This window comes from Amycolatopsis sp. NPDC028719 (assembly GCF_055565395.1).
On sequence record NZ_JBVHUL010000002.1, the window covers coordinates 328,317 to 346,753 of the forward strand.

Genomic DNA, 18,437 nt, shown 5'->3' on the forward strand with positions numbered 1-18,437 from the left:
CCGTCCCACGAGCGGGCCCGGGGGTTTAGAACACCCAAGTGGGGCGTGGGGGGGGGAGGAAACACCGCGTGTGGGGTTCGGTGCGTCTGACACACCGAACGCCACATTGGGGCGCTGGCCGGTGGCCAACAGGGACCCTCAGGTGCGTTGGTAGACGGTCACGTCGTCGATGTCGGCCTTCGAGCGGTCCTTCAGGAAGATCACGCACAGCACCGTGACCACCGCCGACAAGATGATGTACCCCGAAATCGAGTACGGCGTCCCGGTCTGGTGCAGCAGCCACGTCGCCAGCAGCGGCGCCGGCCCGCCCGCGAACACCGACGCCAGCTGGTAGCCCAGCCCCGCGCCGCCGTAACGCAGGTGCGTCGGGAAGCTCTCGCCGATCAGCGCCGCCTGCGGGCCGTACTGCAGCGCGTGCGGGATGAACGACACCACGACCGCCACGAACACCAGCGCGTGGTCGCCGTGCGCCAGGATCGTGAAGTACGGGAACGCGATCACGCCGGTGAACACCGCCCCGGCCAGGTACACCCGCTTGCGGCCGATGCGGTCCGACAGCGTCGAGAAGAACGGGATCATCGCCAGCTCGCAGGCGGCGCCGACGAGGACCGCGTTGAGCACGAACGTCTTGCTGAACTCGTGCCGTGAAACGACGTAGACCAGCACGTAGCTGGTGAACAGGTAGAACGGCATCTGCTCGCTGAACCGCACGCCGGCCGAGAGCAGGATTTCGCGCCAGTGGTGGCGGATCGCGTCGAGTACGGGCGTCCGCGCGGTCCGGCCGCTTTCGACGAGCTTGGCGAACATCGGCGTCTCGAGGATCTTGAGCCGGATCACCAGGCCGACCGCGACGAGGACCAGGCTCGCCAGGAACGGCAGCCGCCAGCCCCAGGAGTCGAAGTCCTCGGGGGAGAGGGTCGCCGACAGCAGCGTCATGCCGCCGGTGCCGAGCACCAGCCCGACCGGGACACCGATCTGCGCGAAGCTGCCGAGCAGGCCGCGTTTCTTCTGATCGCCCCACTCCATCGCGAGCAGCACCGAACCGCTCCACTCGCCGCCGATCGCGATGCCCTGGACCAGCCGCAGCAGCACCAGGATCAGCGGCGCGGCGAACCCGATCGCCGCCGTGCCGGGCAGCATCCCGACGATGCCGGAGGAGATACCCATCAGCAGCAGCGTGACGATCAACGTCGTCTTGCGGCCGATCCGGTCACCCCAGTGCCCGAAGATCGCCGCCCCGACCGGGCGCGCGGCGAACCCGACCGCGTAGGTCGCGAACGACTGCATGGCCCCCGCGTAGGCGCTCGACGCCGGGAAGAACAGGTGCGGGAAGACGAGAGCCGCCGCGGTGTTGTAGAGGAAGAAGTCGTACCACTCGATGGTCGTGCCGATCGCGCTCGCCAGCGCCGCACGCCGTACCTGCACTCTTCCGTACTTGCTGTCCGGTTCCACCTTGTGAGTGACTCCGTTGTCGCCCAAGACCATCTCGCAACACCTCCGGTGACTGATGTCACACAACAGTGTGACGCCCGTCGACGGTTTCGGCGATCGATGACCACTATCTCGTCCGGTCGGTGAGGACCAAAGTGCAGAATCTGCAACTTTGCAGACTCTGCAAGTTCCGCTATGGTGGACCCATGGACGCCCAGGGGCTGCGGGAGCGCAAGAAGCGGGAGACGCGGATCGCGTTGAGCTGGGCCACCATCCGGCTGGTGGTGGAGCGGGGACTGGACAACGTCCGGATCGAGGACATCGCCGCCGAGGCCGGGGTGTCCACCCGCACCTTCAGCAACTACTTCACCACCAAGGGCGAGGCCATCGTCGCCCGGCACTTCGAACGGGCCCACGCGATCGCCGAGCAGCTGCGGCACCGGCCGGCGGACGAACCGATCTGGACCGCCGTCACCGAGGCGGCGCTGGCCGGATTCGCCCTCGGGGAAGGCGATGCCGAGACCGTCGTCCCGGACGACCAGTGGCTCAGCGGGGTCCGGCTGATGGTTTCCGAGCCCGCGCTGCAGAGCGAGTTCGCGAAAGCCGGCGCCGCGGCCGAAGCCGAGTTCGCCGCGGCCATCGCCGAGCGCACCGGCACCGACGCCACGAACGACCTCTATCCGCGGCTGGTGGCGGCCACGGTGAGTGCCGCGCTCACCGTGACCATCCAGCAATGGCTCGGCACCGAACCACCGGCCTCGATGGCCGCGCTCCTGCGCGACGTGTTCGGGCAGGTCGCCGCAGGACTGCCCGCACCGCGCTGACCCCTTCGCACTGACCTCTCGCACCACTGAGGGCGCCCGGCACCCGCCGGGCTGATTCGTCCTGCCCTTTTCCGTTCTTTCCCCACGCCCGAGGAGTTTCGTCATGCACGACGTCGTCATCGCCGGAGCCGGCCCGAACGGCCTGATGCTCGCCTGCGAGCTCAGCCTCGCCGGTGTCCGGCCCCTCGTCCTCGAAAAGCTGCCCGAACCGACCACGGAACACCGCGCCAACGGCATGGTCGGCCAGGTCGTCCGGATGATCGACCGCCGCGGCCTGCACGACCGGCTCGCGGGGCCGCTCGGCCCGCCGCGGCCCCGGTTCGTCTTCGGCGCGTTGCCGCTCGACCTCACGCTCGCGCCGGAGACCGCGTTCCACCTCCTGCCCGTGCCGCAACGGCGGATCGCGGCGATGCTCACCGAGCGCGCCACCGAGCTCGGGGTCGAGATCCGCCGTGGGCACGAGCTCACCGGCCTCGAGCAGCACGCCGAAAGCGTCACCCTCCAGGTCGCCGGCCCGGACGGCCCCTACACCCTCGAAACCCGGTACCTCGCCGGCGCGGACGGCGGCCGCAGCGTCACCCGGAAGCTGTCCGGCATCGGTTTCCCGGGTGTCACCGAGGACCGCAGCGTCTCCCGGTCGGCGCACGTCACCATCCCGCCGGAGGTCCTCGACCCCGGCACCGGCGGGTTGCGGGTGCCGGGCCACGGCGTCGTCCCGCCGTTGTTCCACTACCGCACCGAAACCGGGCTGTTCATCTACGCGCCGCTCGAGACCGGCACGTCGGTGACGACCATCGAGTGGGTCGAGGACGACACCGGCGACGACATCGCCATGACCCTGGACGAGCTGCACGCGAGCATCCGCCGCGTCCTCGGCGCCGACGTCCCGCTGAACCCGCCCACGGGCGACGGCCCGCACCTCACGCGGCGGCTGCACGGGCGCAACACCCGGCTGGCCGAACGTTTCCGCGACGGCCGCGTGCTGCTGGTCGGCGACGCCGCGCACGTCCACTCCGCGATCGGCGGTCCCGGGCTCAACCTGGGCATGCAGGACGCGATCGGGCTCGGCTGGAAGCTCGCGGCCGAAATCCGCGGCTGGGCGCCGCCGGGACTGCTCGACACCTACGAGGCCGAACGCCGCCCGGCCGCCGAACGCGTCGTCATGCACACCCAGGCCCAGTCCGCGCTCATCGCGCCGGGCAGTGAGGTCACCGCACTGCGGGAGCTGTTCGGCGAACTGCTCCGGCTGCCGGGCACCGTCCGGCACATCGCGGACCTGATGTCCGGCGCCGACATCCGCTACGACGCGGCCACCGACCATCCGCTCGACGGCCGGTGGGCCCCGGACGTGGTGCTGGACAACGGGATCCGGCTGGCCGGGCTGACCAGGACGGCCCGGCCGCTGCTGCTGGACCTCACCGGCGGCTCACTCGGTGCCGAGCTGCGCGGCTGGACCGACCGCGTCGACCTCGTCGCCGCCCGGCCCGCGGGGGAGGCGCCGGCGACGGCGATGCTGCTGCGGCCGGACTGCTACGTCGCCTGGGCGACCAGCTCGGCCGAGCCCGACGACACCGAGCGGAAGGCGCTGCGAGCGGCGCTGGAGCGGTGGTTCGGCAGCCCGGTTGACATGTAGGAGATCTCCTACGTAATGTCGCGGGCATGACGATCACCCACGTGCAGTTCCTGACCCTGCCCGTCGCCGACCACGCCCGCGCGCGCGACTTCTACGTCGGCAAGCTCGGCTTCGAAGCACTCGTCGACCGCCGCACGCCCGAAGGCGGCCGGTTCGTGATGGTCGCGCCGAAGGGCGCGAAGACGGGCGTGGTGCTGACCGACCAGCAGGTCACCGGGATCGAGCCCGGTCCGCGCCACTTCCAGCTGCAGACCACCGATCTCGACGCCGACGTCGCCACGCTGCGGGCGGCCGGTGTCGAGGTCGCCGACCCGGAGCAGCGGCCGTGGGGGCGCGCGACGTCCTTCAAGGACCTCGACGGCCACACGCTCGGCCTGCTGCAGCCGTCGGACTTCGGCAGCGTCCCGAACTGATGCCGGTCAACGACGACGTATTCGCCGCCCTCGCCAGCCCGGCGCGGCGGGAAGTCCTGCGGCTGCTGCTGGACGGCCCGATGGCCGCGGGTTCGATCGCCGAACGGTTCGAGATGGCCCGGCCCAGCCTCTCGGAACACCTTCGGGTGCTCCGGGAGGCCGGCCTGGTCAGCGAGCAGCGCCAAGGCCGCAACCGCGTCTACCGCCTCGACGCGGCCCCGCTCGAAGAGGTCGCCGACTGGCTCACGCCGTACGAGCGGTTCTGGCGGAGCAAGCTCGCCAACCTGCGTGACCTGCTCGACGAAGAGGACGACCTGTGACCGACGACGACCCGGCCGCGATCCACGTCGACCAGTTCCTCGCCCACCCGGCCCGCAAGGTGTGGCGCGCGCTGACCGAGCCGGACCTGTTCGAGCGCTGGATCAACATGCCCAACGACATCAAACCCGTGGTGGGGCACCGGTTCCAGCTGCTGGCCCAGCCGGTGCCCGCGGCCGGGTTCGCCGGCGGGCCGGTGGCGTGCGAAGTCCTCGAAGTCGAGCCCGAGCGCAAGCTCAGCATCCGCTGGGGTCCTCGGTGGACGGTCACCTGGCGGCTGGAACCGGAGGGCACCGGCACCCGGCTGTTCCTCAGCCACACCGGTTTCGACCCGGACGACGAGTTCGAGCGCGTCTCCCGGCGCATCATGGGCGGCGGCTGGCGCTCCCACGTGCCGCGCGCACTGGCCCGGCTGCTGGAGACGCTGCCGGACCCGTCCCCGTTCCCGATCCGGCCAGAAGCAGGCCGCCCCCCGAGCGGCACGTAACCGTTGCCACGGCCGGATCCGGCCGTGCATGTGGTCGGATCGGGAACGAACGGCGCAGTACCATCGGGAGGTGACCCCCGCCGCTGATGCCGCCGAAACGAAACCCCTGCGCGCCGACGCCCGGCGCAACCGGGCGCGCGTGCTGGAAGCGGCCGAGAGCGTGTTCGCCGCCAGGGGCACCGGGGCGCCGACCGAAGAGGTCGCCCGCGTCGCCGGTGTCGGCATCGGCACCGTGTTCCGGCACTTCCCGACGAAGGAAGCCCTGCTGGAGGCCGTGCTCGTCGCCCGGCTGCACCGGTTCGCCGACGAGGCCGAAGCCGTCGTGGCGGCCGACTCCGCCGACCCGGGAGACGCGTTCTTCACCTTCCTCGCCGGCTGGATCGAGATGTCCAGTGCGAAGAACGCCTACTTCGAAGCGCTCACCGCCGCCGGAGTGAGCGTGCCGCACGCCAAGTCCGACATCGGCGCCCGGCTGCTCGGCGCGCTCGGGGTGCTCCTGTCCCGCGCCCAGGCCGCGGGCGCGGTCCGCGAAGACCTCGTCCCGGGTGAGCTGATCACGATCATCATCGGCGTGGCGAAGGCCGCCGAGTACGCGGGCCCGGACGCGCGGCTGCGCGAGCGGGCCGTGACGATCCTCTTCGACGGCCTCCGCCCGCAGGTGTCAGCGGGGGAGCGGCGCTGAGCCGACCGGCTCGAGCGTCGGCCGCTTCGGGGCGATGGTGTCCCCGGACGACTCGCCCTTCACCCGCCGCCGCACCCACGGCAGCGCGTGCTCCCGCGCCCACTGCAGGTTTTCGCTGCGGCGCGCGGCGGGACTCAGCACCGCGCGCGGCGCCAGTTCCGGGCTGATCAGCGGGTGCTCGACGCCGAGGACCCGCAGCACCTCGATGGCGACCTCGGTGTGCCCGAGTGCGTTGAGGTGCAGGCGGTCCGGCGCCCAGAACCGGCGGTCGCACAGCTGCCGCATCGACCACAGATCGACCAGCAGGGCGTCGTGGCGGGCGGCGATACCGCGCACGAGCTCGTTGTAGATCGCCACCCGGCCCCGGATCGCGCGGAACAGCGGGTCTTCGACGCCGTCGACCCCGGTGAACAGGATCAGGCGGGCGCCGGTGGCCCGGATCCGGGCGACGGCGGTTTCGTAGTCGACGAGCAGCGCGTCGATGTCGACCTTGGGCCGCATGAGGTCGTTGCCGCCGGCGTAGAGGGAGACGAGGTCGGGTTCCAGGGCGAGCCCCGGCTCGAGCTGTTCGCCCAGCACCTGCGGCAGCAGCTTGCCGCGGACGGCGAGGTTGGCGTAGCGGAAATCCGGCTCGCGCGCGGCGAGCTGCTCGGCGACGCGGTCGGCCCAGCCGCGCACGCCGTTCGGGGCGGCCGGGTCGTCGTCCCCGACGCCTTCGGTGAACGAGTCCCCCATGACCACTAAGCGCTTGCTCATGTCAGCAGTTTAAGCAGGCGCCCGCCGGGCGGAGCACGCCCATGGGATTCACTCGCGGGATCTGTCGAATCCGGCCCTCCCCGCATGACGTCCTGGCAAGAGGACGTCGAGGAGGCAGCCATGACGAAAGAGTTCGAGGTCGGGTTCGAGGGCACCCTGACCGCCACGCCGGAGCAGTGCTGGCGCGCGATCACGGTCGAGACGGGCAGCTGGTCGTGGCCCATCTCCTACGAGCCGTGGGCCGGCGGCCGCGAGTCCGGGCTGACCTTCTACGGCGGGGAGGTCACCGTCTGGCAGCCCGGCGAGCACTTCGCGACCCGGTGTGAGAAGGACGGCTGGTTCAACGAGCTGGACTACACCTTCGAACCCCGCGGCGAGGCCACCCACCTGAAGTTCGTCCACCGCGGCGTCTTCCTGGAGGACTGGGACACGAACTACGACGCGTGCCGGCAGCACACCGCGTTCTACTACCACTCGCTCGGGGAGTACCTGACCCACTTCCCCGGCCGCAGCGCCACCTACGCGATGACCGAGGCGCCCGAGCCGTCCGCCCGGCCGGACGGCTTCGCCAAGCTGACGAAGGCACTCGGCGTCCCGCCCGGCCTCCGGGTCGGTGACCCGGTGAGCGTGCGCGGTATCCACGGCGTCGCGGACCACGTCACGCCGCACTTCCTCGGGGTCCGGACCGCGGATGCGCTGTACCGGTTCTACGGCCGCAACGCGTTCGGCTGGCGGATCGGCGTCGGCCGGCACCACTTCACCGAGATCGACACCGACGTGGAGGCCGAAGGCTGGGAGGCGTGGCTGGCCGAGGTCTTCGCCTAGGCCGTCAGCTGCCGGGCCCGGTGGTCGGCGACGTGGACGCGGGTCGCGCAGCGCGTCGAGCAGAAGCGGCGGCGACCGTTGCGGGACGTGTCGACGTACGCCGTTTCGCAGCCTTCGCGGCCGCAGATCCCGAGGCGGTCCGGGGCCTCGCACACGAGGTGGGCCAGCCCGCCCGCGGTGTACGCGCGCACGCGACCCACCGGGCCCGCGTCCTCGGCCGAGTAGTGCAGGTGGGGCGGCTTGCCGTCGTGGGTGGCGATGTACGGCCGGCACGCCGCCTCGGCCAGCAGGTCGTTGACCAGGTCCGGACGCGCTTCGGGGGCCGCGGCGAACACCGGCCGCAGCCGGTGGGCCCAGGCGGCGATCCGCGTCGCCTCGTCGTCGGTCAGCGCCGGGATGGACATGCCGTTGCGGACCATCCCCTCCAGCAGCTCGCTCGCCGACCCGGCGTTCACCAGGTCGGCGGCCACGAGCGCGGCCGGGCCGCCGTAAGGGTTGAAGTGCACAAAGTCATTACACCACGATCGGGGCATGGACGGAAACCGTTGCCCCCGCTGCGGCTGGCCGCTCGCCGAACTGCCGGCGACCGCGGCCCGGCCCGCCACCCACCGGCTCGACTACGTGCGCTGCGTCTGCGGCAGCTGGCTCGCCCGCCTCGACGGCGAGGTCGTCGGCGCCACCCGGACGCCGTGACCCCGCCGCCGTGACTCAGAGGTCGAGCACGCCCGCCGCGTTGTCGTTCCACTGGTCGACCCGGCGGATGTACTCGTACAGCGCGCGGCTGCCGCGCACCCAGCGCCCCTGGTCGGCGATCGCGAGGTCGTCCGCGCCGGCGCGGCGGGCCTCGGTGGCGAACCCGGACCGCAGGGAGTGCCCGGTCACCGGGTACGGCAGGCCCGCGCGGACGCCGGCCCGGGTGAGGATCTGGTTGACCCCGGTCGTGCTCAGCGCGGGCTCGCCGACGTTGCCGTGCCGGTCGACCCGGCGGAACGCGGGCCCCTCGGTGATCCCGGCGCCGGAGCGCCATGCGTGCCACGCCCGCACCGGGTCGGTGTCGGGGTTTTCGCGCCGCGGGACGACCGTGTCGCCGGTGCTCTTGCCGTGCCGCACGGTCACCGCCAGGCCCCGGTCGTCGACCGGCTCGACGTCGGTGACCAGCAGGTTCGCCAGGTCGGAACACCGGGCGGCGATGGGGAACCCGATCAGCAGCATCGCGCGGTCGCGGGCGCCGGCGAGGGTGTCCGGGCAGGCCCGGGACATCGCCCGCAGGTCGGTCAGGGTGACCATGGTGGCCTTGCCGCGGCCGCGCTGGATCCCCTCGCGGGCCAGCCGCTGCCGGTAGCCCTTCAGCGCGCGCCACGCGGCGCGGCTCGCTTCGGGGTCGACGACGACCTTGTGGTGCCGCAGCCCGGCGAGCGCGCCGGTGAGCCGCCGTTCGATCGTCGACGGCGCCGCCGGGGCGGCCCGTTCGGGCACCTCCGGCACAGCGCGTTCGTCCGGGCGCAGCGTGCGGCCGCGTTCGAGCCAGACGACGAACCCGGTCAGGGCGCCGATCGACGCCGACAGCGGCGGGATCCCGGCTTCGGCGGTGTAGTCCTGCCACACCTGCCAGTCCTGGGCATAGGCCTTGAGCGTGTTCGGCGGCCGCTGCCCGTCGACGTGCCGGGCGGCGGCTTCGTCGAGCAGGGCGAGCCGATCCTGGGGGCTCGCGGCGGCGAGGGCGGCATCGGTCACCGGTTCGAGCTCGGGCACGCGCCGAGGTTACGGGAAGTAGGTACTTTCTCCGGGGAGGCGTGTCGATCCGGCCGGGTGCCGTTCGTATGAGGGACGAGACGGAGAAAGGAGCCGACGTGAAGCAGTACCTGCTCAGCATCTACCAGCCCGACGGGCCGACCCCGCCGCCGGAAGTGCTCGACGGCGTGATGAAGAAGCTCGACACCCTCAACGCCGACCTCAAGGCGGCCGGGGCCTGGGTGTTCGCCGGTGGGCTGCACCCGCCGTCCAGCGCCACCGTCCTGCGGGCCGGCGACGGCGACACGCTCGTCACCGACGGCCCGTTCACCGAAGGCAAGGAACACCTCGGCGGGTTCACGATCATCACCGCGCCCGACCTCGACGCGGCGCTCGCCTGGGGCAGCCGGCTCGCCGACGCCGTCGCGCCGCTGCCGGTCGAGGTGCGGCCGTTCGCCGGATGAGCATCGAGGAGGTCTTCGCCGCGGAGTACGGCCGCGCCGTGTCGGTGCTCGTGCGGGTGTTCGGGAGCATCGATGTCGCCGAAGAAGCCGTGCAGGACGCCTTCGCCGAAGCGGTCCGGCGGTGGCCGACGGAGGGGGTGCCGCCGAGCCCGGCCGGCTGGATCATCACCACCGCCCGCAACCGCGCCATCGACCGCCTGCGCCGGGAAGCCGCCCGGGCGGACAAGCACGCCCAGGCCGCCCTGCTGCATGCCACTCTTTCGAATGACACAGCCGAGCCCCTCGAGGAGGGCGCCGTGCCCGACGAACGGCTCCGGCTGATCTTCACCTGCTGCCACCCCGCGCTGGCCCGGCCGACGCAGGTCGCGCTGACCTTGCGGCTGCTCGGCGGCCTGACCACCGCGGAGATCGCCGGCGCGTTCCTGGTGGCCGAGCCGACGATGGCCCAGCGGATCGTCCGGGCGAAGAACAAGATCCGCGACGCGGGCATCCCGTACCGCGTCCCGCGGGACGCCGACCTGCCGGCACGGCTGTCCGCGGTGCTCGGCGTGCTGTACCTCGTCTTCAACGAGGGCTACACGGCGAGCGCGGGGGCGGACCTGGTCCGCGACGACCTGTGCCGCGAGGCGATCCGCCTCGCCCGCGTCCTGGCCGGGCTGATGCCGGACGAGCCGGAGGTCTGGGGCCTGCTGGCGCTGATGCTGCTGATCGACGCGCGCCGCGCGGCCCGCACGACGGCGTCCGGTGCCCTGGTGCTGCTGGCCGACCAGGACCCCGCCGGGTGGGACGCGGATCTGGTCGCCGAGGGGCAGGAGATCGTCCGCCGGTGCCTGCGCCGCAACCAGCCGGGCCCGTACCAGATCCAGGCGGCGATCCAGGCCGTCCACAGCGACGCGCCCACGGACTGGGCCCAGGTCAAGGCGTTGTACGACCAGCTGCTGGCGTTCACGCCGACGCCGGTGGTAGCGCTGAACCGCGCGGTGGCGGTTGCCGAGGTCGACGGTCCCGGTCCGGCGTTGGCCCTCGTCGAGGACCTGGATCTGGCGCGGTTCCCGCTGTACCACGCGATCCGCGCGGACCTCCTGGACCGGGCGGGGCGGAGTGGGGAAGCGGTGGCTGCTTACACGGCGGCGATCGAGCTGACCCACAACGCGGCCGAGAGGGCCCTGCTGGAGCGAAAGCGGGCCGCAGCGTCAACTCTGAGTTGACATCAAGGGGGGTTCTAGTTTTTCGAGGCCCTCAATCCGCTGTTGGTTGCCGCGAGATCTTCTAGGTTGTTCTGACTTAGGATATGTGACCTTATCCAAACCCAGACACCTCGACAGAAATCTTCTAATTTTGAACAGCTACTACTAGTTCCGATTAGAAGCTTTGATACTCTCTCGCGCATGACAGAAGACGCAGGTCAGGCCCGAATCTGTGAGTACCGGCGCTGTGGAGCGCCGCTGCCACCGGCGGTGGGCCGGGGCAGCCGGGCCCGGTTCTGTCAGGACGGCAAGACCTGGGGACGCCGGAACCTGACCTGCCGCGACGCCGAAGCTGTCCTGTCGGAGGCGGAGTCGCTGCGGGAGAGCGACACGGAGCTGGACGACACCGCGGTCACGGCGCTCGCCGGGCAGGTCGACCGCGTGCTCGAACCCGCGCGAGGGCTGGTCGAGACGCTCACGACCTTGCGGCACCAGCTGGAAGCCACCACGGCGGCCGCGCTCGCCGAACGGGACGCCGCCTTGGCCGAGGCCGACGACCACCGCCGGCAGCGCGGGCTCGCCGAAGCCGAAGCCGCCCGGGCGCGAGACGTGGCCGATGAGGCGGCCCGGACCGCGGCGGAGGCCGAGCGGGAGAAGGCGACGGCTCTGCGGGAGCGGGACGAGGACCGGGCCGCCCGGCGGGCCGCGCTGCAGGAGCAGCAGCGGGCCGAAGGGCAGCTGGCCGCGGTGCGGGACGAACTCGGGAGGGTCGCCGAGCGAGCCGACGCCACCGCCGCCTTGGCCGGCGAGCGGGCCGCGGCGATCGCCACGCTGACTGCCGAACTAGCGGCCGCGCGCGGCGCTCTGGACGAAGAACGCGGGCGCAGCCAAGCCGCGTCGGCGCGCGCGGAAGCGGCTGAAGCCCGTGCGGAGACGACGACTCAGCGTCTCGACGCGGCCGAGACCCGCGCGGAAGCCGCGGCCGAACGGCTGGCGGCGGCCGAGACTCGCGCCGAAGCGGCCGCCGGACGGCTCGATACAGCCCGCGAAGAGCTGACCAAGGCAGCTACTGCCCACCGGGCCGCTCTCGACCAGGCCCGGGCGGACGGCGACCGGCGGCTGGTCGAGCTGCAGGCCGCGCACGAGCAGACCGTCCGGTCCATGCACGAGACCACCACGAACCTCGGCGCCGAACTCCGGGCCTGCACCGGCCGCGCCGACAACGCCGAGCGTGCGCTGGCCAGGACGCTGGCCGTCCTGCGGGAGGCGCGGGTGAGCCTGCCCGAGGACGTCGCGGCAATGTTTAAGTAACTGCTTGACTATTCGGCGGCACAGGCATAACTTAAGTACATGCTTGACCATGAGCTGGACCTGGTGTTCCGTGCCCTGGGCGACCGGACGCGGCGGGCGCTGGTGGAGCGGCTCGTGCGCGGGCCGGCCTCGGTCAGCGAGCTCGCCGAGCCGCTGACCATGTCGCTCGCCGCCGTGGTGCAGCACCTGCAGGTGCTCGAATCCGCCGGGATCGTGCGGTCGGAGAAGACCGGCCGCGTCCGCACCTGCCGGATCGAACCGGAGATGCTGCGCGCCGGCGAGCACTGGCTCGGCCGGCAGCGCACCACGTGGGAAAGCATGCTCGACCGGCTCGGCGACTTCCTCGCCGAGCCACCCGGAACGTCGGAAGGGAGCACGACATGACCGTCAAGCACGCCACGTTCACGCTCGAACGCACCTACCCCGCCCCGCCGGCACGGGTGTTCGCCGCGTGGGCGGACCCGGCCGCCAAGACCCGCTGGTTCGTCCCCGACGGAACCCACGAGCTGGACTTCCGCGTCGGCGGCCGCGAAACCGTCGAGGCCGCGGGCCCGGACGGTACGCCCCTGTCGGTCGTCTCGACGTACCACGACATCGTGCCGGGGCGGCGGATCGTCTACTCCACGACGTTGAGCGGCGGCGATTCACTCGCCACGGTCTCGATCACGACGGTGGAGCTGATCGGCGAAGGAGACGGCACCCGCCTGGTCCTGACCGAGCAGGACACGCTCCTCGACGACGCCGAGAAACCCGAGTGGCGCGAGCAGGGCACCGGCGACTGGCTCGACCGGCTGGGCGAGGCGCTGAAATGACCCCCGAACAGCTCATCGAAGCCCGGGTCGCGGCCGTGGCGGCGAAGGACGTGGAGACGCTGGTCGCGCAGTACGCCGAGGACGTCACGCTGTTCGACGCGCTCGGCCCGCTGCGCGACACCGGCCGGGACGTCGAACGGCGGCGGCTGCGGGAATGGTTCGGCGGCTACCGCTCCGCGATCGGCCTGCGGGTCCGGGACCTCGAAGTGGTCGCCGACGGCGATGTCGCGTTCGCGCACTACCTGTTCCAGGTCAAGGGCACCATGACCGACGGCACCGAGGTGGACATGGCGGTGCGCTCGACCGTCGGGTTCCGCCGGGGCGAGGACGGCTGGAAGATCGTCCACGAGCACAGCTCGGTGCCGTTCACGCCGACCGGTACCGCTGGGGACTGACCCCGAACTCGCGTTTGAAGGCCGCGCTGAGGGCGAACGCGCTGCCGTAGCCGACCTGGTGGGCGACCGCGCCGATCGTCGCTTCCGGGTGCTGGCGCAGCAGATCCGCGGCGAGCGCGAGCCGCCAGCCGGCGAGGTAGGCCATCGGTGTCTCGCCGACCGTCGTCGCGAAGCGCCGGGCCAGCGCGGCCCGGGAGACGCCGGTGTTGGCGGCGAGCTTGGCGACCGTCCACGGCTCGGCGGGCTGGTGCTGCAGCAATCGCAGGGCCTGCCCGACGACCGGGTCGTCGTGCGCGCGGTACCAGGCCGGGGCGCTGGTGTCGGGGCGGTCGAACCACGCGCGCAGCGCGGCGATCAGCAGGAGGTCGAGCAGCCGGTCGAGGACGGCTTCCTGCCCGGGCACGTCCCGGCCGATCTCGGCGGCGAGCAGCCCGACGAGGGGCGTCGGCCAGTCGGCCGCCCGCAGGACGATCAGCGCCGGCAGCGCGGCCAGGAGCTTCTTGCTGATCTCGCCTTCCATGCCGTAGGTGCCGGTGAGCAGCACGACCGGACCCCCGGTGCCCCAGGTGCGGACGCCGAGGTCGGCGTAGTCGGTGAGGTGCCCGCCGTCGGGGGTGCGGCACTCCTGGCCGGGCAGGATCAGCGCCTGCGGCGGCGTCGACGGCTGGTCGGCGACCAGGTACGGGTCCGGGCCGCGGGCGATCGCGACGTCGCCCTCGCCGAGCAGGACGCTCTCGCCGGCGTCCGGGACGATCCACGCCTCGCCGCGTACGACCGACACGACGGTCAGCGGCGCCTCGTCCTCGATGCGCAGGCACCACGGCGGGGTCAGCACCGAGCGGAGCAGGAACGCGCCGTGGGCGCGAGGGCCGTCGAGGAGCGCGGCCAGCGGGTCCATGCGGCCGAGTGTAGACGCTGAAACATGCGATTGAGGCTTTGAGCTATGGAGAGTCTTACCGGCAGGCGGTTGACTCACGGCCATGACAACGAACTTCCTGGTGGTGGGCGGCACCGGCAAGACCGGGCGCCGGGTGGCGGATCGGCTGCGGGAGCGCGGCCTGCCGGTGCGGATCACGTCGCGGCGCGGGGCGTCGCCGTTCGACTGGGGTGACCGCGGGACCTGGGCGCCGGCACTGGAGAACATCGACGCCGTCTACTTGACCTACTACCCCGACCTGGTGGTGCCCCAGGCGGCCGGTGACATTCGCGCGTTCGCGGAACTGGCCGTGGCTCACGGGATCCGGCACCTGGTGCTGCTGTCCGGCCGCGGCGAGGAGGAAGCCGAGGCGTGCGAACGGATCGTGGCACATGCCGGGACCGGCTGGACGGTCCTGCGCTGCAGCTGGTTCGCGCAGAACTTCAGCGAGCACTTCCTCCTCGACGCCGTGCGCGGCGGGGCAATCGCGCTGCCGGCGGGCACGGTGACCGAGCCGTTCGTCGACGTCCGCGACATCGCCGACGTAGCGGTGAAGGTGCTGACCGAGCCCGGCCACGCCGGGCAGCTGTACGAGCTGACCGGGCCGCGGCTGCTGAGCTTCGCCGACGCCGCCGCGGATATTGCGGCCGCGTCGGGGCGACATGTCCGCTATGTTCCGGTTTCCGCGGAGGAGTACGCCGCCGCGGCCGTCGAGTACGGAGTGCCGGAGGAAGAGGCCGGGGCGCTGACCGAGCTGTTCGCGCGGGTGCTCGACGGCCGCAACGACTCGGTGACCCACGACGTCGAGCGGGTGCTGGGGCGGCCGGCGACGGACTTCGCCGGCTTCGCGCGGGACGCCGCGGCGACCGGGGTCTGGACTCGGTGAGGGGGAAGGAGAGACCGATGTCGACTGTGGTGCTGGTGGCCGCGCTGGTCGCGGCCGGGTTGATCGCCGGGCTGTTCTACGCCTACGCGTGTTCGGTGCTGCCGGGGCTCGCGCGCGGCGACGACAAGACGTTCGTGGAGGCGATGCGCGGGATCAACATCGCGATCGTCAACCCCGTCTTCCTGCTGACGTTCCTGGGCGCGCCGCTGCTGGCGGGCGTGGCGATCTTCCTCGCCCCGGGGCCGCGGCCGTGGGTGATCGCCGGGTTCGCGTGCCTGGTGGCGATGATCGTGATCACCGCGGTGGTGAACATCCCGCTGAACAACGCGCTGGAGAGCGGCGGGGACGACTACGCGGCGGTGCGGGCGGCGTTCGAGACGATCTGGGTGCGCTGGAACGTGCTGCGCGCCGTGGTGAGCACGGCGGGCTTCGGCTGCCTGATCGCCGCCGTGCTCACCACGAAGTGACTCAGTCCGCGAGGCGGAAGAGCAGGTCGGTGACCCACTGGTCCGGGTCGGGCACCTCGAGAGGGTTGGTGCGCAGCACTTCCAGGCGGCCACCCCACTCCTCGCCGTCGGGGCCTTCGGTGACGTCCCACGTGACGCCCTCGGCGGCGCCCCAGGCCAGGACTTCCGCGGTCGCGGCGGCCAGGCCGTCGGGGGCGCCGACGTAGGTCTCCAGGACGTACTTCCCGGCCGGGACCTCGCCGACGAACGCCGGTTCGTCCGGACTGAACCCGCCCTCGATCGGGATCCCGGCCTCGACGGTGAACCGCATCCCCGGGTGCAGCACGCGGTAGCGGAAGAACGGCGCGCCGGCCGGGACGATCCCGTGGCCGGCCAGAGCGCCGATGAGCGGTGGCAGCCGGTCGGCGATGCGCGGGAACTCCTCGAGCCCGAGGGTGGCGCGCTCGGCGACGTACCGCTGGGCCGGGCGGTCCACGATGGCCGGCATCAGAGTCCTTCCGGGACGAAGATCGGGCGGACTTCGATGCTGCCGTAGGTCGCGGCGGGGTGCTTGGCCGCGAGCTCGAGGGCTTCGTCGAGGTCGTCGCACTCGAGGACGACGTAGCCGCCGATCTGTTCCTTGGCCTCGGTGAACGGCCCGTCGGTGAGCAGCACTTCCCCGTCCCGGACGCGGATCGTGGTGGCTTCCGACGGCGGGCGCAGGCCGCCTCCGCCGTGGATCTTGCCGCGGCGGGCCAGGTCTTCGCCCCAGCCGTCGCAGCCGTCGTACTGGTGTTCCTCGGCGGTCTCGTCGCCGGCGATCATCAGCAGGTATCGCATTCAGCGTCCTTCCAGTACTTCGCGCAGGCGCGCGGCGAAGGCTTCCGGTTCGAGGGCGAACCCGCCGTGGTCGCCCGGGAACTCCACGGCGGTCAGGCCGAGGCCGGTGGCGAGCCCGAGGGCGGTTTCGTGGGCCGTCGACCCGGCGGACTTCTCGCCGACGGCGACGACCAGCCGCGCGGACGTCGCCCGCAGCGCGTCGAGATCGGGTTCGTAGCCGCCGGTGGCCGCCATCAGGTGGCGGAAGAAGTAGGTGAAGTTGCCTTCGCCACGCGGGTCGAGTGGGGGCACGGGGTCGACCCCCACGAGCGCCATGAAGGCGGCGAAGGCCGGGCCGAGGCCTTGGTCGCGGAACAGCGCCGGGATGTCGGGCCCGTCGAGGGCTCCCGCGGGCAGGTAGCGCGTGACCGGCGGTTCGTGCAGCACGACCGTGCGGACGTCACCGGGGTGCCGCACGACGTGGTCGAGCATCGTGATGGCGCCGCCGCTGCTGGCGAACACGTCCGCGGGGCCGGCTTCGGCGAGCAGCCGGTGCACGTCGTCGGCGTGCTGGCGGAGGACGTCGTCCCCGGGTTCGCCGTCGAGAGGGCTGCGGCCGAGGCCGCGCGGGTCGTAGGTGACGACGGTGTGGTCCTCGGCCAGCACCGGCCGGATGTGGGTGAACACCGCGGCGTCGGCGGGGCCGCCGGGAACCAGCAGCAGCACCGGACCGCGGCCGGTGACGTCGTAGGTGAGGGTGGCGCCGGGGACGGCGAGGGTGGTCATGGGCTTTCCTCCGGTGGTCGGGGTTCACCCGGCCGACGAACGGGCGCGCCGGGGACCGACACCGTCTCCGAAATTCTTCGCGTCAGGTACGCGCGTTCGGCCTCGGTGGGCGCGAGGTCACGCGCTTTCGCGTACCAGCCGGCGGCTTCGGCGTGGCGGCCCAAGCGGCGGAGGAAGTCGGCGCGGGTGGCCGGCAGCAGGTGGTAGCCGTCCATCGTCAGGTCGTCGAGCAGGGCGAGCCCGGCGAGCGGGCCGTCGGCCATGCCGACCGCGACGGCCCGGTTGAGCTCGACGACGGCGCTCGGGACGTGCTTGCGCAGTTCGCCGTAGAGCCCGGCGATCTGGGCCCAGTCGGTGTCGGCGGGCGTCACGGCGGTGGCGTGGCAGGCCGCGATGGCGGCCTGGATCTGGTACGGCCCCGGCCGCCGCCGGCGCAGTGCCGTCTCCAGGACCTGGGTGCCCTCGGCGATTTCGCCCGCGTCCCACCGGGTGCGGTCCTGTTCCTCGAGCGGGACGAGTTCGCCGTCGGGGCCGGCCCGGGTGGCGCGGCGGGCGTGCTGCAGCAGCATCAGGGCGAGCAGGCCGAGGGCCTCGGGTTCGTCCGGCATGAGGCGTGCCAGGACGCGGGCGAGCCGGACGGCTTCGGCGGCGAGGTCGGGGCGCAGCAGGTCGGGTCCGGCGCTGGCGGAGTAGCCCTCGTTGAACGTCAGGTACAGCACGCCGAGGACGGCGGCGGTGCGTTCGGGCAGCAGGTGCGCGGGTGGGACGCGGTACGGGATGCCGGCGTGGCGGATCTTGCGCTTCACCCGCACGAGCCGCTGGGACATGGTGGCTTCCGGGACGAGGAAGGCGCGGGCGATCTCGGCGGTGGACAGCCCGGCCAGGGTGCGCAGCGCGAGCGCGACCTGGGCTTCGGTGGCCAGGGCCGGGTGGCAGCAGGTGAAGATGAGCCGCAGCCGGTCGTCGGTCACGCCGCTGTCGTCGCTCTCGGGTTCTTCGATGACGTGCATCAGGGCGGCCTCCCGGAGCTTGGCGGCGCCGGCGGTCTCGCGGCGGAGCCGGTCGGTGGCGCGGTTGCGGGCGGCGGTGGTCAGCCAGGCGCCGGGCCGCTTCGGGACGCCGTCGCGCGGCCAGGTGCGCAGGGCGAGGGCGAACGCCTCCTGGGCGCACTCCTCGGCGAGGTCCCAGTCGCCGGTGATCCGGATGAGCGTGGCCACGACCTGGCCCCACTCCTCGCGGAACGCCTCCGCGACCGCGCTCTCGACGTCCACCGCCACTCCTTCCGCCGGTTCACCCACCCGACGAACGGCCGGGC

General features: G+C 72.4%; 25 protein-coding genes. 16 read left to right on the forward strand and 9 right to left on the reverse strand.

Going from position 1 to position 18,437, the window contains the following annotated elements:
• Window positions 1-138 precede the first annotated feature (138 nt).
• Window positions 139-1,485, reverse strand: a complete 1,347-nt coding sequence (locus ACZ4TR_RS09460) for an MFS transporter (protein ID WP_465286603.1) — start codon at window positions 1,483-1,485, stop codon at window positions 139-141.
• Window positions 1,486-1,637: 152 nt separating this feature from the next.
• Between ACZ4TR_RS09460 and ACZ4TR_RS09465 the strand changes: the two genes are divergently transcribed.
• The 6 genes from ACZ4TR_RS09465 (at window position 1,638) to ACZ4TR_RS09490 (ending at window position 5,788) form a co-directional block, all read left to right on the forward strand.
• Entirely contained in the window at window positions 1,638-2,255 is a 618-nt protein-coding gene (locus ACZ4TR_RS09465; protein WP_465286605.1) for a TetR/AcrR family transcriptional regulator, read from the forward strand.
• Between the two features lie 103 nt (window positions 2,256-2,358).
• Window positions 2,359-3,888, forward strand: coding sequence for an FAD-dependent monooxygenase (locus tag ACZ4TR_RS09470; RefSeq protein WP_465286607.1), 1,530 nt, complete (start codon window positions 2,359-2,361; stop codon window positions 3,886-3,888).
• Between the two features lie 26 nt (window positions 3,889-3,914).
• Entirely contained in the window at window positions 3,915-4,301 is a 387-nt protein-coding gene (locus ACZ4TR_RS09475; RefSeq protein ID WP_465286608.1) for a VOC family protein, read from the forward strand.
• Complete coding sequence (locus ACZ4TR_RS09480; protein ID WP_284744830.1) at window positions 4,301-4,621, forward strand: metalloregulator ArsR/SmtB family transcription factor; 321 nt, start codon at window positions 4,301-4,303, stop codon at window positions 4,619-4,621. The genes ACZ4TR_RS09475 and ACZ4TR_RS09480 overlap by 1 nt, the downstream gene beginning before the upstream one ends.
• Window positions 4,618-5,106, forward strand: a complete 489-nt coding sequence (locus ACZ4TR_RS09485; RefSeq protein WP_465286609.1) for an SRPBCC family protein — start codon at window positions 4,618-4,620, stop codon at window positions 5,104-5,106. Before ACZ4TR_RS09480 ends, ACZ4TR_RS09485 begins: the two co-directional genes overlap by 4 nt.
• Window positions 5,107-5,176: 70 nt before the next feature.
• Complete coding sequence (locus ACZ4TR_RS09490; RefSeq protein WP_465286610.1) at window positions 5,177-5,788, forward strand: TetR/AcrR family transcriptional regulator; 612 nt, start codon at window positions 5,177-5,179, stop codon at window positions 5,786-5,788.
• Here the strand turns inward: ACZ4TR_RS09490 and ACZ4TR_RS09495 are convergent.
• Window positions 5,768-6,544: an SGNH/GDSL hydrolase family protein gene (locus ACZ4TR_RS09495; RefSeq protein ID WP_465286611.1), complete on the reverse strand. Its 777-nt coding sequence runs from the start codon at window positions 6,542-6,544 to the stop codon at window positions 5,768-5,770. The two genes, ACZ4TR_RS09490 and ACZ4TR_RS09495, sit on opposite strands and share 21 nt — an antisense overlap.
• A gap of 120 nt (window positions 6,545-6,664) precedes the next feature.
• On the opposite strand from ACZ4TR_RS09495, the gene ACZ4TR_RS09500 reads away from it, so the two are divergent.
• On the forward strand, window positions 6,665-7,369 hold the full coding sequence (locus ACZ4TR_RS09500) for an SRPBCC family protein (RefSeq protein WP_465286612.1): 705 nt from the start codon (window positions 6,665-6,667) through the stop codon (window positions 7,367-7,369).
• On the opposite strand, the gene ACZ4TR_RS09505 is transcribed toward ACZ4TR_RS09500, so the two are convergent.
• On the reverse strand, window positions 7,366-7,875 hold the full coding sequence (locus ACZ4TR_RS09505; protein ID WP_465286613.1) for a CGNR zinc finger domain-containing protein: 510 nt from the start codon (window positions 7,873-7,875) through the stop codon (window positions 7,366-7,368). The genes ACZ4TR_RS09500 and ACZ4TR_RS09505 overlap by 4 nt on opposite strands.
• A 25-nt stretch (window positions 7,876-7,900) precedes the next feature.
• Between ACZ4TR_RS09505 and ACZ4TR_RS09510 the strand changes: the two genes are divergently transcribed.
• Window positions 7,901-8,062, forward strand: coding sequence for a hypothetical protein (locus ACZ4TR_RS09510; protein ID WP_167379534.1), 162 nt, complete (start codon window positions 7,901-7,903; stop codon window positions 8,060-8,062).
• 15 nt (window positions 8,063-8,077) lie between these two features.
• Here the strand turns inward: ACZ4TR_RS09510 and ACZ4TR_RS09515 are convergent, their stop codons facing one another.
• Window positions 8,078-9,121, reverse strand: coding sequence for a site-specific integrase (locus tag ACZ4TR_RS09515; RefSeq protein ID WP_465286614.1), 1,044 nt, complete (start codon window positions 9,119-9,121; stop codon window positions 8,078-8,080).
• 98 nt (window positions 9,122-9,219) lie between these two features.
• Between ACZ4TR_RS09515 and ACZ4TR_RS09520 the strand changes: the two genes are divergently transcribed.
• The 6 genes from ACZ4TR_RS09520 to ACZ4TR_RS09545 all read left to right on the forward strand — a co-directional run bounded on the left by ACZ4TR_RS09520 (window position 9,220) and on the right by ACZ4TR_RS09545 (window position 13,269).
• Window positions 9,220-9,564 carry a YciI family protein gene (locus tag ACZ4TR_RS09520; RefSeq protein ID WP_465286615.1) on the forward strand — a complete coding sequence of 115 codons (345 nt, stop codon included), beginning with the start codon at window positions 9,220-9,222 and terminating at the stop codon, window positions 9,562-9,564.
• Entirely contained in the window at window positions 9,561-10,772 is a 1,212-nt protein-coding gene (locus tag ACZ4TR_RS09525) for an RNA polymerase sigma factor (protein WP_465286616.1), read from the forward strand. The genes ACZ4TR_RS09520 and ACZ4TR_RS09525 overlap by 4 nt, the downstream gene beginning before the upstream one ends.
• Before the next feature lie 180 nt (window positions 10,773-10,952).
• Window positions 10,953-12,062 (forward strand): hypothetical protein, encoded by a 1,110-nt coding sequence (locus ACZ4TR_RS09530; RefSeq protein WP_465286617.1) that lies wholly within the window; start codon window positions 10,953-10,955, stop codon window positions 12,060-12,062.
• 39 nt (window positions 12,063-12,101) lie between these two features.
• Window positions 12,102-12,446 (forward strand): ArsR/SmtB family transcription factor, encoded by a 345-nt coding sequence (locus ACZ4TR_RS09535; protein ID WP_465286618.1) that lies wholly within the window; start codon window positions 12,102-12,104, stop codon window positions 12,444-12,446.
• Complete coding sequence (locus tag ACZ4TR_RS09540) at window positions 12,443-12,874, forward strand: SRPBCC family protein (protein ID WP_465286619.1); 432 nt, start codon at window positions 12,443-12,445, stop codon at window positions 12,872-12,874. Before ACZ4TR_RS09535 ends, ACZ4TR_RS09540 begins: the two co-directional genes overlap by 4 nt.
• Window positions 12,871-13,269, forward strand: coding sequence for a YybH family protein (locus tag ACZ4TR_RS09545; protein ID WP_465286620.1), 399 nt, complete (start codon window positions 12,871-12,873; stop codon window positions 13,267-13,269). Before ACZ4TR_RS09540 ends, ACZ4TR_RS09545 begins: the two co-directional genes overlap by 4 nt.
• Here the strand turns inward: ACZ4TR_RS09545 and ACZ4TR_RS09550 are convergent.
• Window positions 13,241-14,167, reverse strand: coding sequence for an AraC family transcriptional regulator (locus tag ACZ4TR_RS09550; RefSeq protein WP_465286621.1), 927 nt, complete (start codon window positions 14,165-14,167; stop codon window positions 13,241-13,243). The two genes, ACZ4TR_RS09545 and ACZ4TR_RS09550, sit on opposite strands and share 29 nt — an antisense overlap.
• 82 nt (window positions 14,168-14,249) lie before the next feature.
• Between ACZ4TR_RS09550 and ACZ4TR_RS09555 the strand changes: the two genes are divergently transcribed.
• Both ACZ4TR_RS09555 and ACZ4TR_RS09560 read left to right on the forward strand, forming a co-directional pair.
• Entirely contained in the window at window positions 14,250-15,071 is an 822-nt protein-coding gene (locus ACZ4TR_RS09555; RefSeq protein WP_465286622.1) for an NAD(P)H-binding protein, read from the forward strand.
• Between the two features lie 17 nt (window positions 15,072-15,088).
• Entirely contained in the window at window positions 15,089-15,538 is a 450-nt protein-coding gene (locus ACZ4TR_RS09560; RefSeq protein WP_465286623.1) for an anthrone oxygenase family protein, read from the forward strand.
• 1 nt (window position 15,539) lies between these two features.
• Here the strand turns inward: ACZ4TR_RS09560 and ACZ4TR_RS09565 are convergent, their stop codons facing one another.
• Genes ACZ4TR_RS09565 through ACZ4TR_RS09580 form a run of 4 tightly spaced genes read right to left on the reverse strand, consistent with a single transcriptional unit; the run spans window position 15,540 to window position 18,393 of the window.
• On the reverse strand, window positions 15,540-16,025 hold the full coding sequence (locus ACZ4TR_RS09565; RefSeq protein ID WP_465286624.1) for a GyrI-like domain-containing protein: 486 nt from the start codon (window positions 16,023-16,025) through the stop codon (window positions 15,540-15,542).
• Window positions 16,025-16,357, reverse strand: a complete 333-nt coding sequence (locus ACZ4TR_RS09570; RefSeq protein ID WP_465286625.1) for a YciI family protein — start codon at window positions 16,355-16,357, stop codon at window positions 16,025-16,027. Before ACZ4TR_RS09570 ends, ACZ4TR_RS09565 begins: the two co-directional genes overlap by 1 nt.
• Complete coding sequence (locus ACZ4TR_RS09575; protein ID WP_465286626.1) at window positions 16,358-17,122, reverse strand: alpha/beta fold hydrolase; 765 nt, start codon at window positions 17,120-17,122, stop codon at window positions 16,358-16,360.
• Window positions 17,119-18,393: an RNA polymerase sigma factor gene (locus tag ACZ4TR_RS09580; RefSeq protein ID WP_465286627.1), complete on the reverse strand. Its 1,275-nt coding sequence runs from the start codon at window positions 18,391-18,393 to the stop codon at window positions 17,119-17,121. The genes ACZ4TR_RS09575 and ACZ4TR_RS09580 overlap by 4 nt, the downstream gene beginning before the upstream one ends.
• Between the last annotated feature and the right edge of the window lie 44 nt (window positions 18,394-18,437).

What these genes read in the sequence shown, in the direction of transcription:
- ACZ4TR_RS09540 (WP_465286619.1), top strand. Translation starts at nt 12,443, where the DNA reads ATGACCGTCAAGCACGCCACGTTCACGCTCGAACGCACCTACCCCGCC.
- ACZ4TR_RS09470 (WP_465286607.1), top strand. Translation starts at nt 2,359, where the DNA reads ATGCACGACGTCGTCATCGCCGGAGCCGGCCCGAACGGCCTGATGCTC.
- ACZ4TR_RS09495 (WP_465286611.1), bottom strand. Translation starts at nt 6,544, where the DNA reads ATGAGCAAGCGCTTAGTGGTCATGGGGGACTCGTTCACCGAAGGCGTC.
- ACZ4TR_RS09565 (WP_465286624.1), bottom strand. Translation starts at nt 16,025, where the DNA reads ATGCCGGCCATCGTGGACCGCCCGGCCCAGCGGTACGTCGCCGAGCGC.
- ACZ4TR_RS09545 (WP_465286620.1), top strand. Translation starts at nt 12,871, where the DNA reads ATGACCCCCGAACAGCTCATCGAAGCCCGGGTCGCGGCCGTGGCGGCG.
- ACZ4TR_RS09530 (WP_465286617.1), top strand. Translation starts at nt 10,953, where the DNA reads ATGACAGAAGACGCAGGTCAGGCCCGAATCTGTGAGTACCGGCGCTGT.
- ACZ4TR_RS09480 (WP_284744830.1), top strand. Translation starts at nt 4,301, where the DNA reads ATGCCGGTCAACGACGACGTATTCGCCGCCCTCGCCAGCCCGGCGCGG.
- ACZ4TR_RS09570 (WP_465286625.1), bottom strand. Translation starts at nt 16,357, where the DNA reads ATGCGATACCTGCTGATGATCGCCGGCGACGAGACCGCCGAGGAACAC.
- ACZ4TR_RS09535 (WP_465286618.1), top strand. Translation starts at nt 12,102, where the DNA reads ATGCTTGACCATGAGCTGGACCTGGTGTTCCGTGCCCTGGGCGACCGG.
- ACZ4TR_RS09510 (WP_167379534.1), top strand. Translation starts at nt 7,901, where the DNA reads ATGGACGGAAACCGTTGCCCCCGCTGCGGCTGGCCGCTCGCCGAACTG.
- ACZ4TR_RS09500 (WP_465286612.1), top strand. Translation starts at nt 6,665, where the DNA reads ATGACGAAAGAGTTCGAGGTCGGGTTCGAGGGCACCCTGACCGCCACG.
- ACZ4TR_RS09460 (WP_465286603.1), bottom strand. Translation starts at nt 1,485, where the DNA reads ATGGTCTTGGGCGACAACGGAGTCACTCACAAGGTGGAACCGGACAGC.
- ACZ4TR_RS09525 (WP_465286616.1), top strand. Translation starts at nt 9,561, where the DNA reads ATGAGCATCGAGGAGGTCTTCGCCGCGGAGTACGGCCGCGCCGTGTCG.
- ACZ4TR_RS09560 (WP_465286623.1), top strand. Translation starts at nt 15,089, where the DNA reads ATGTCGACTGTGGTGCTGGTGGCCGCGCTGGTCGCGGCCGGGTTGATC.
- ACZ4TR_RS09550 (WP_465286621.1), bottom strand. Translation starts at nt 14,167, where the DNA reads ATGGACCCGCTGGCCGCGCTCCTCGACGGCCCTCGCGCCCACGGCGCG.
- ACZ4TR_RS09465 (WP_465286605.1), top strand. Translation starts at nt 1,638, where the DNA reads ATGGACGCCCAGGGGCTGCGGGAGCGCAAGAAGCGGGAGACGCGGATC.
- ACZ4TR_RS09575 (WP_465286626.1), bottom strand. Translation starts at nt 17,122, where the DNA reads ATGACCACCCTCGCCGTCCCCGGCGCCACCCTCACCTACGACGTCACC.
- ACZ4TR_RS09475 (WP_465286608.1), top strand. Translation starts at nt 3,915, where the DNA reads ATGACGATCACCCACGTGCAGTTCCTGACCCTGCCCGTCGCCGACCAC.
- ACZ4TR_RS09555 (WP_465286622.1), top strand. Translation starts at nt 14,250, where the DNA reads ATGACAACGAACTTCCTGGTGGTGGGCGGCACCGGCAAGACCGGGCGC.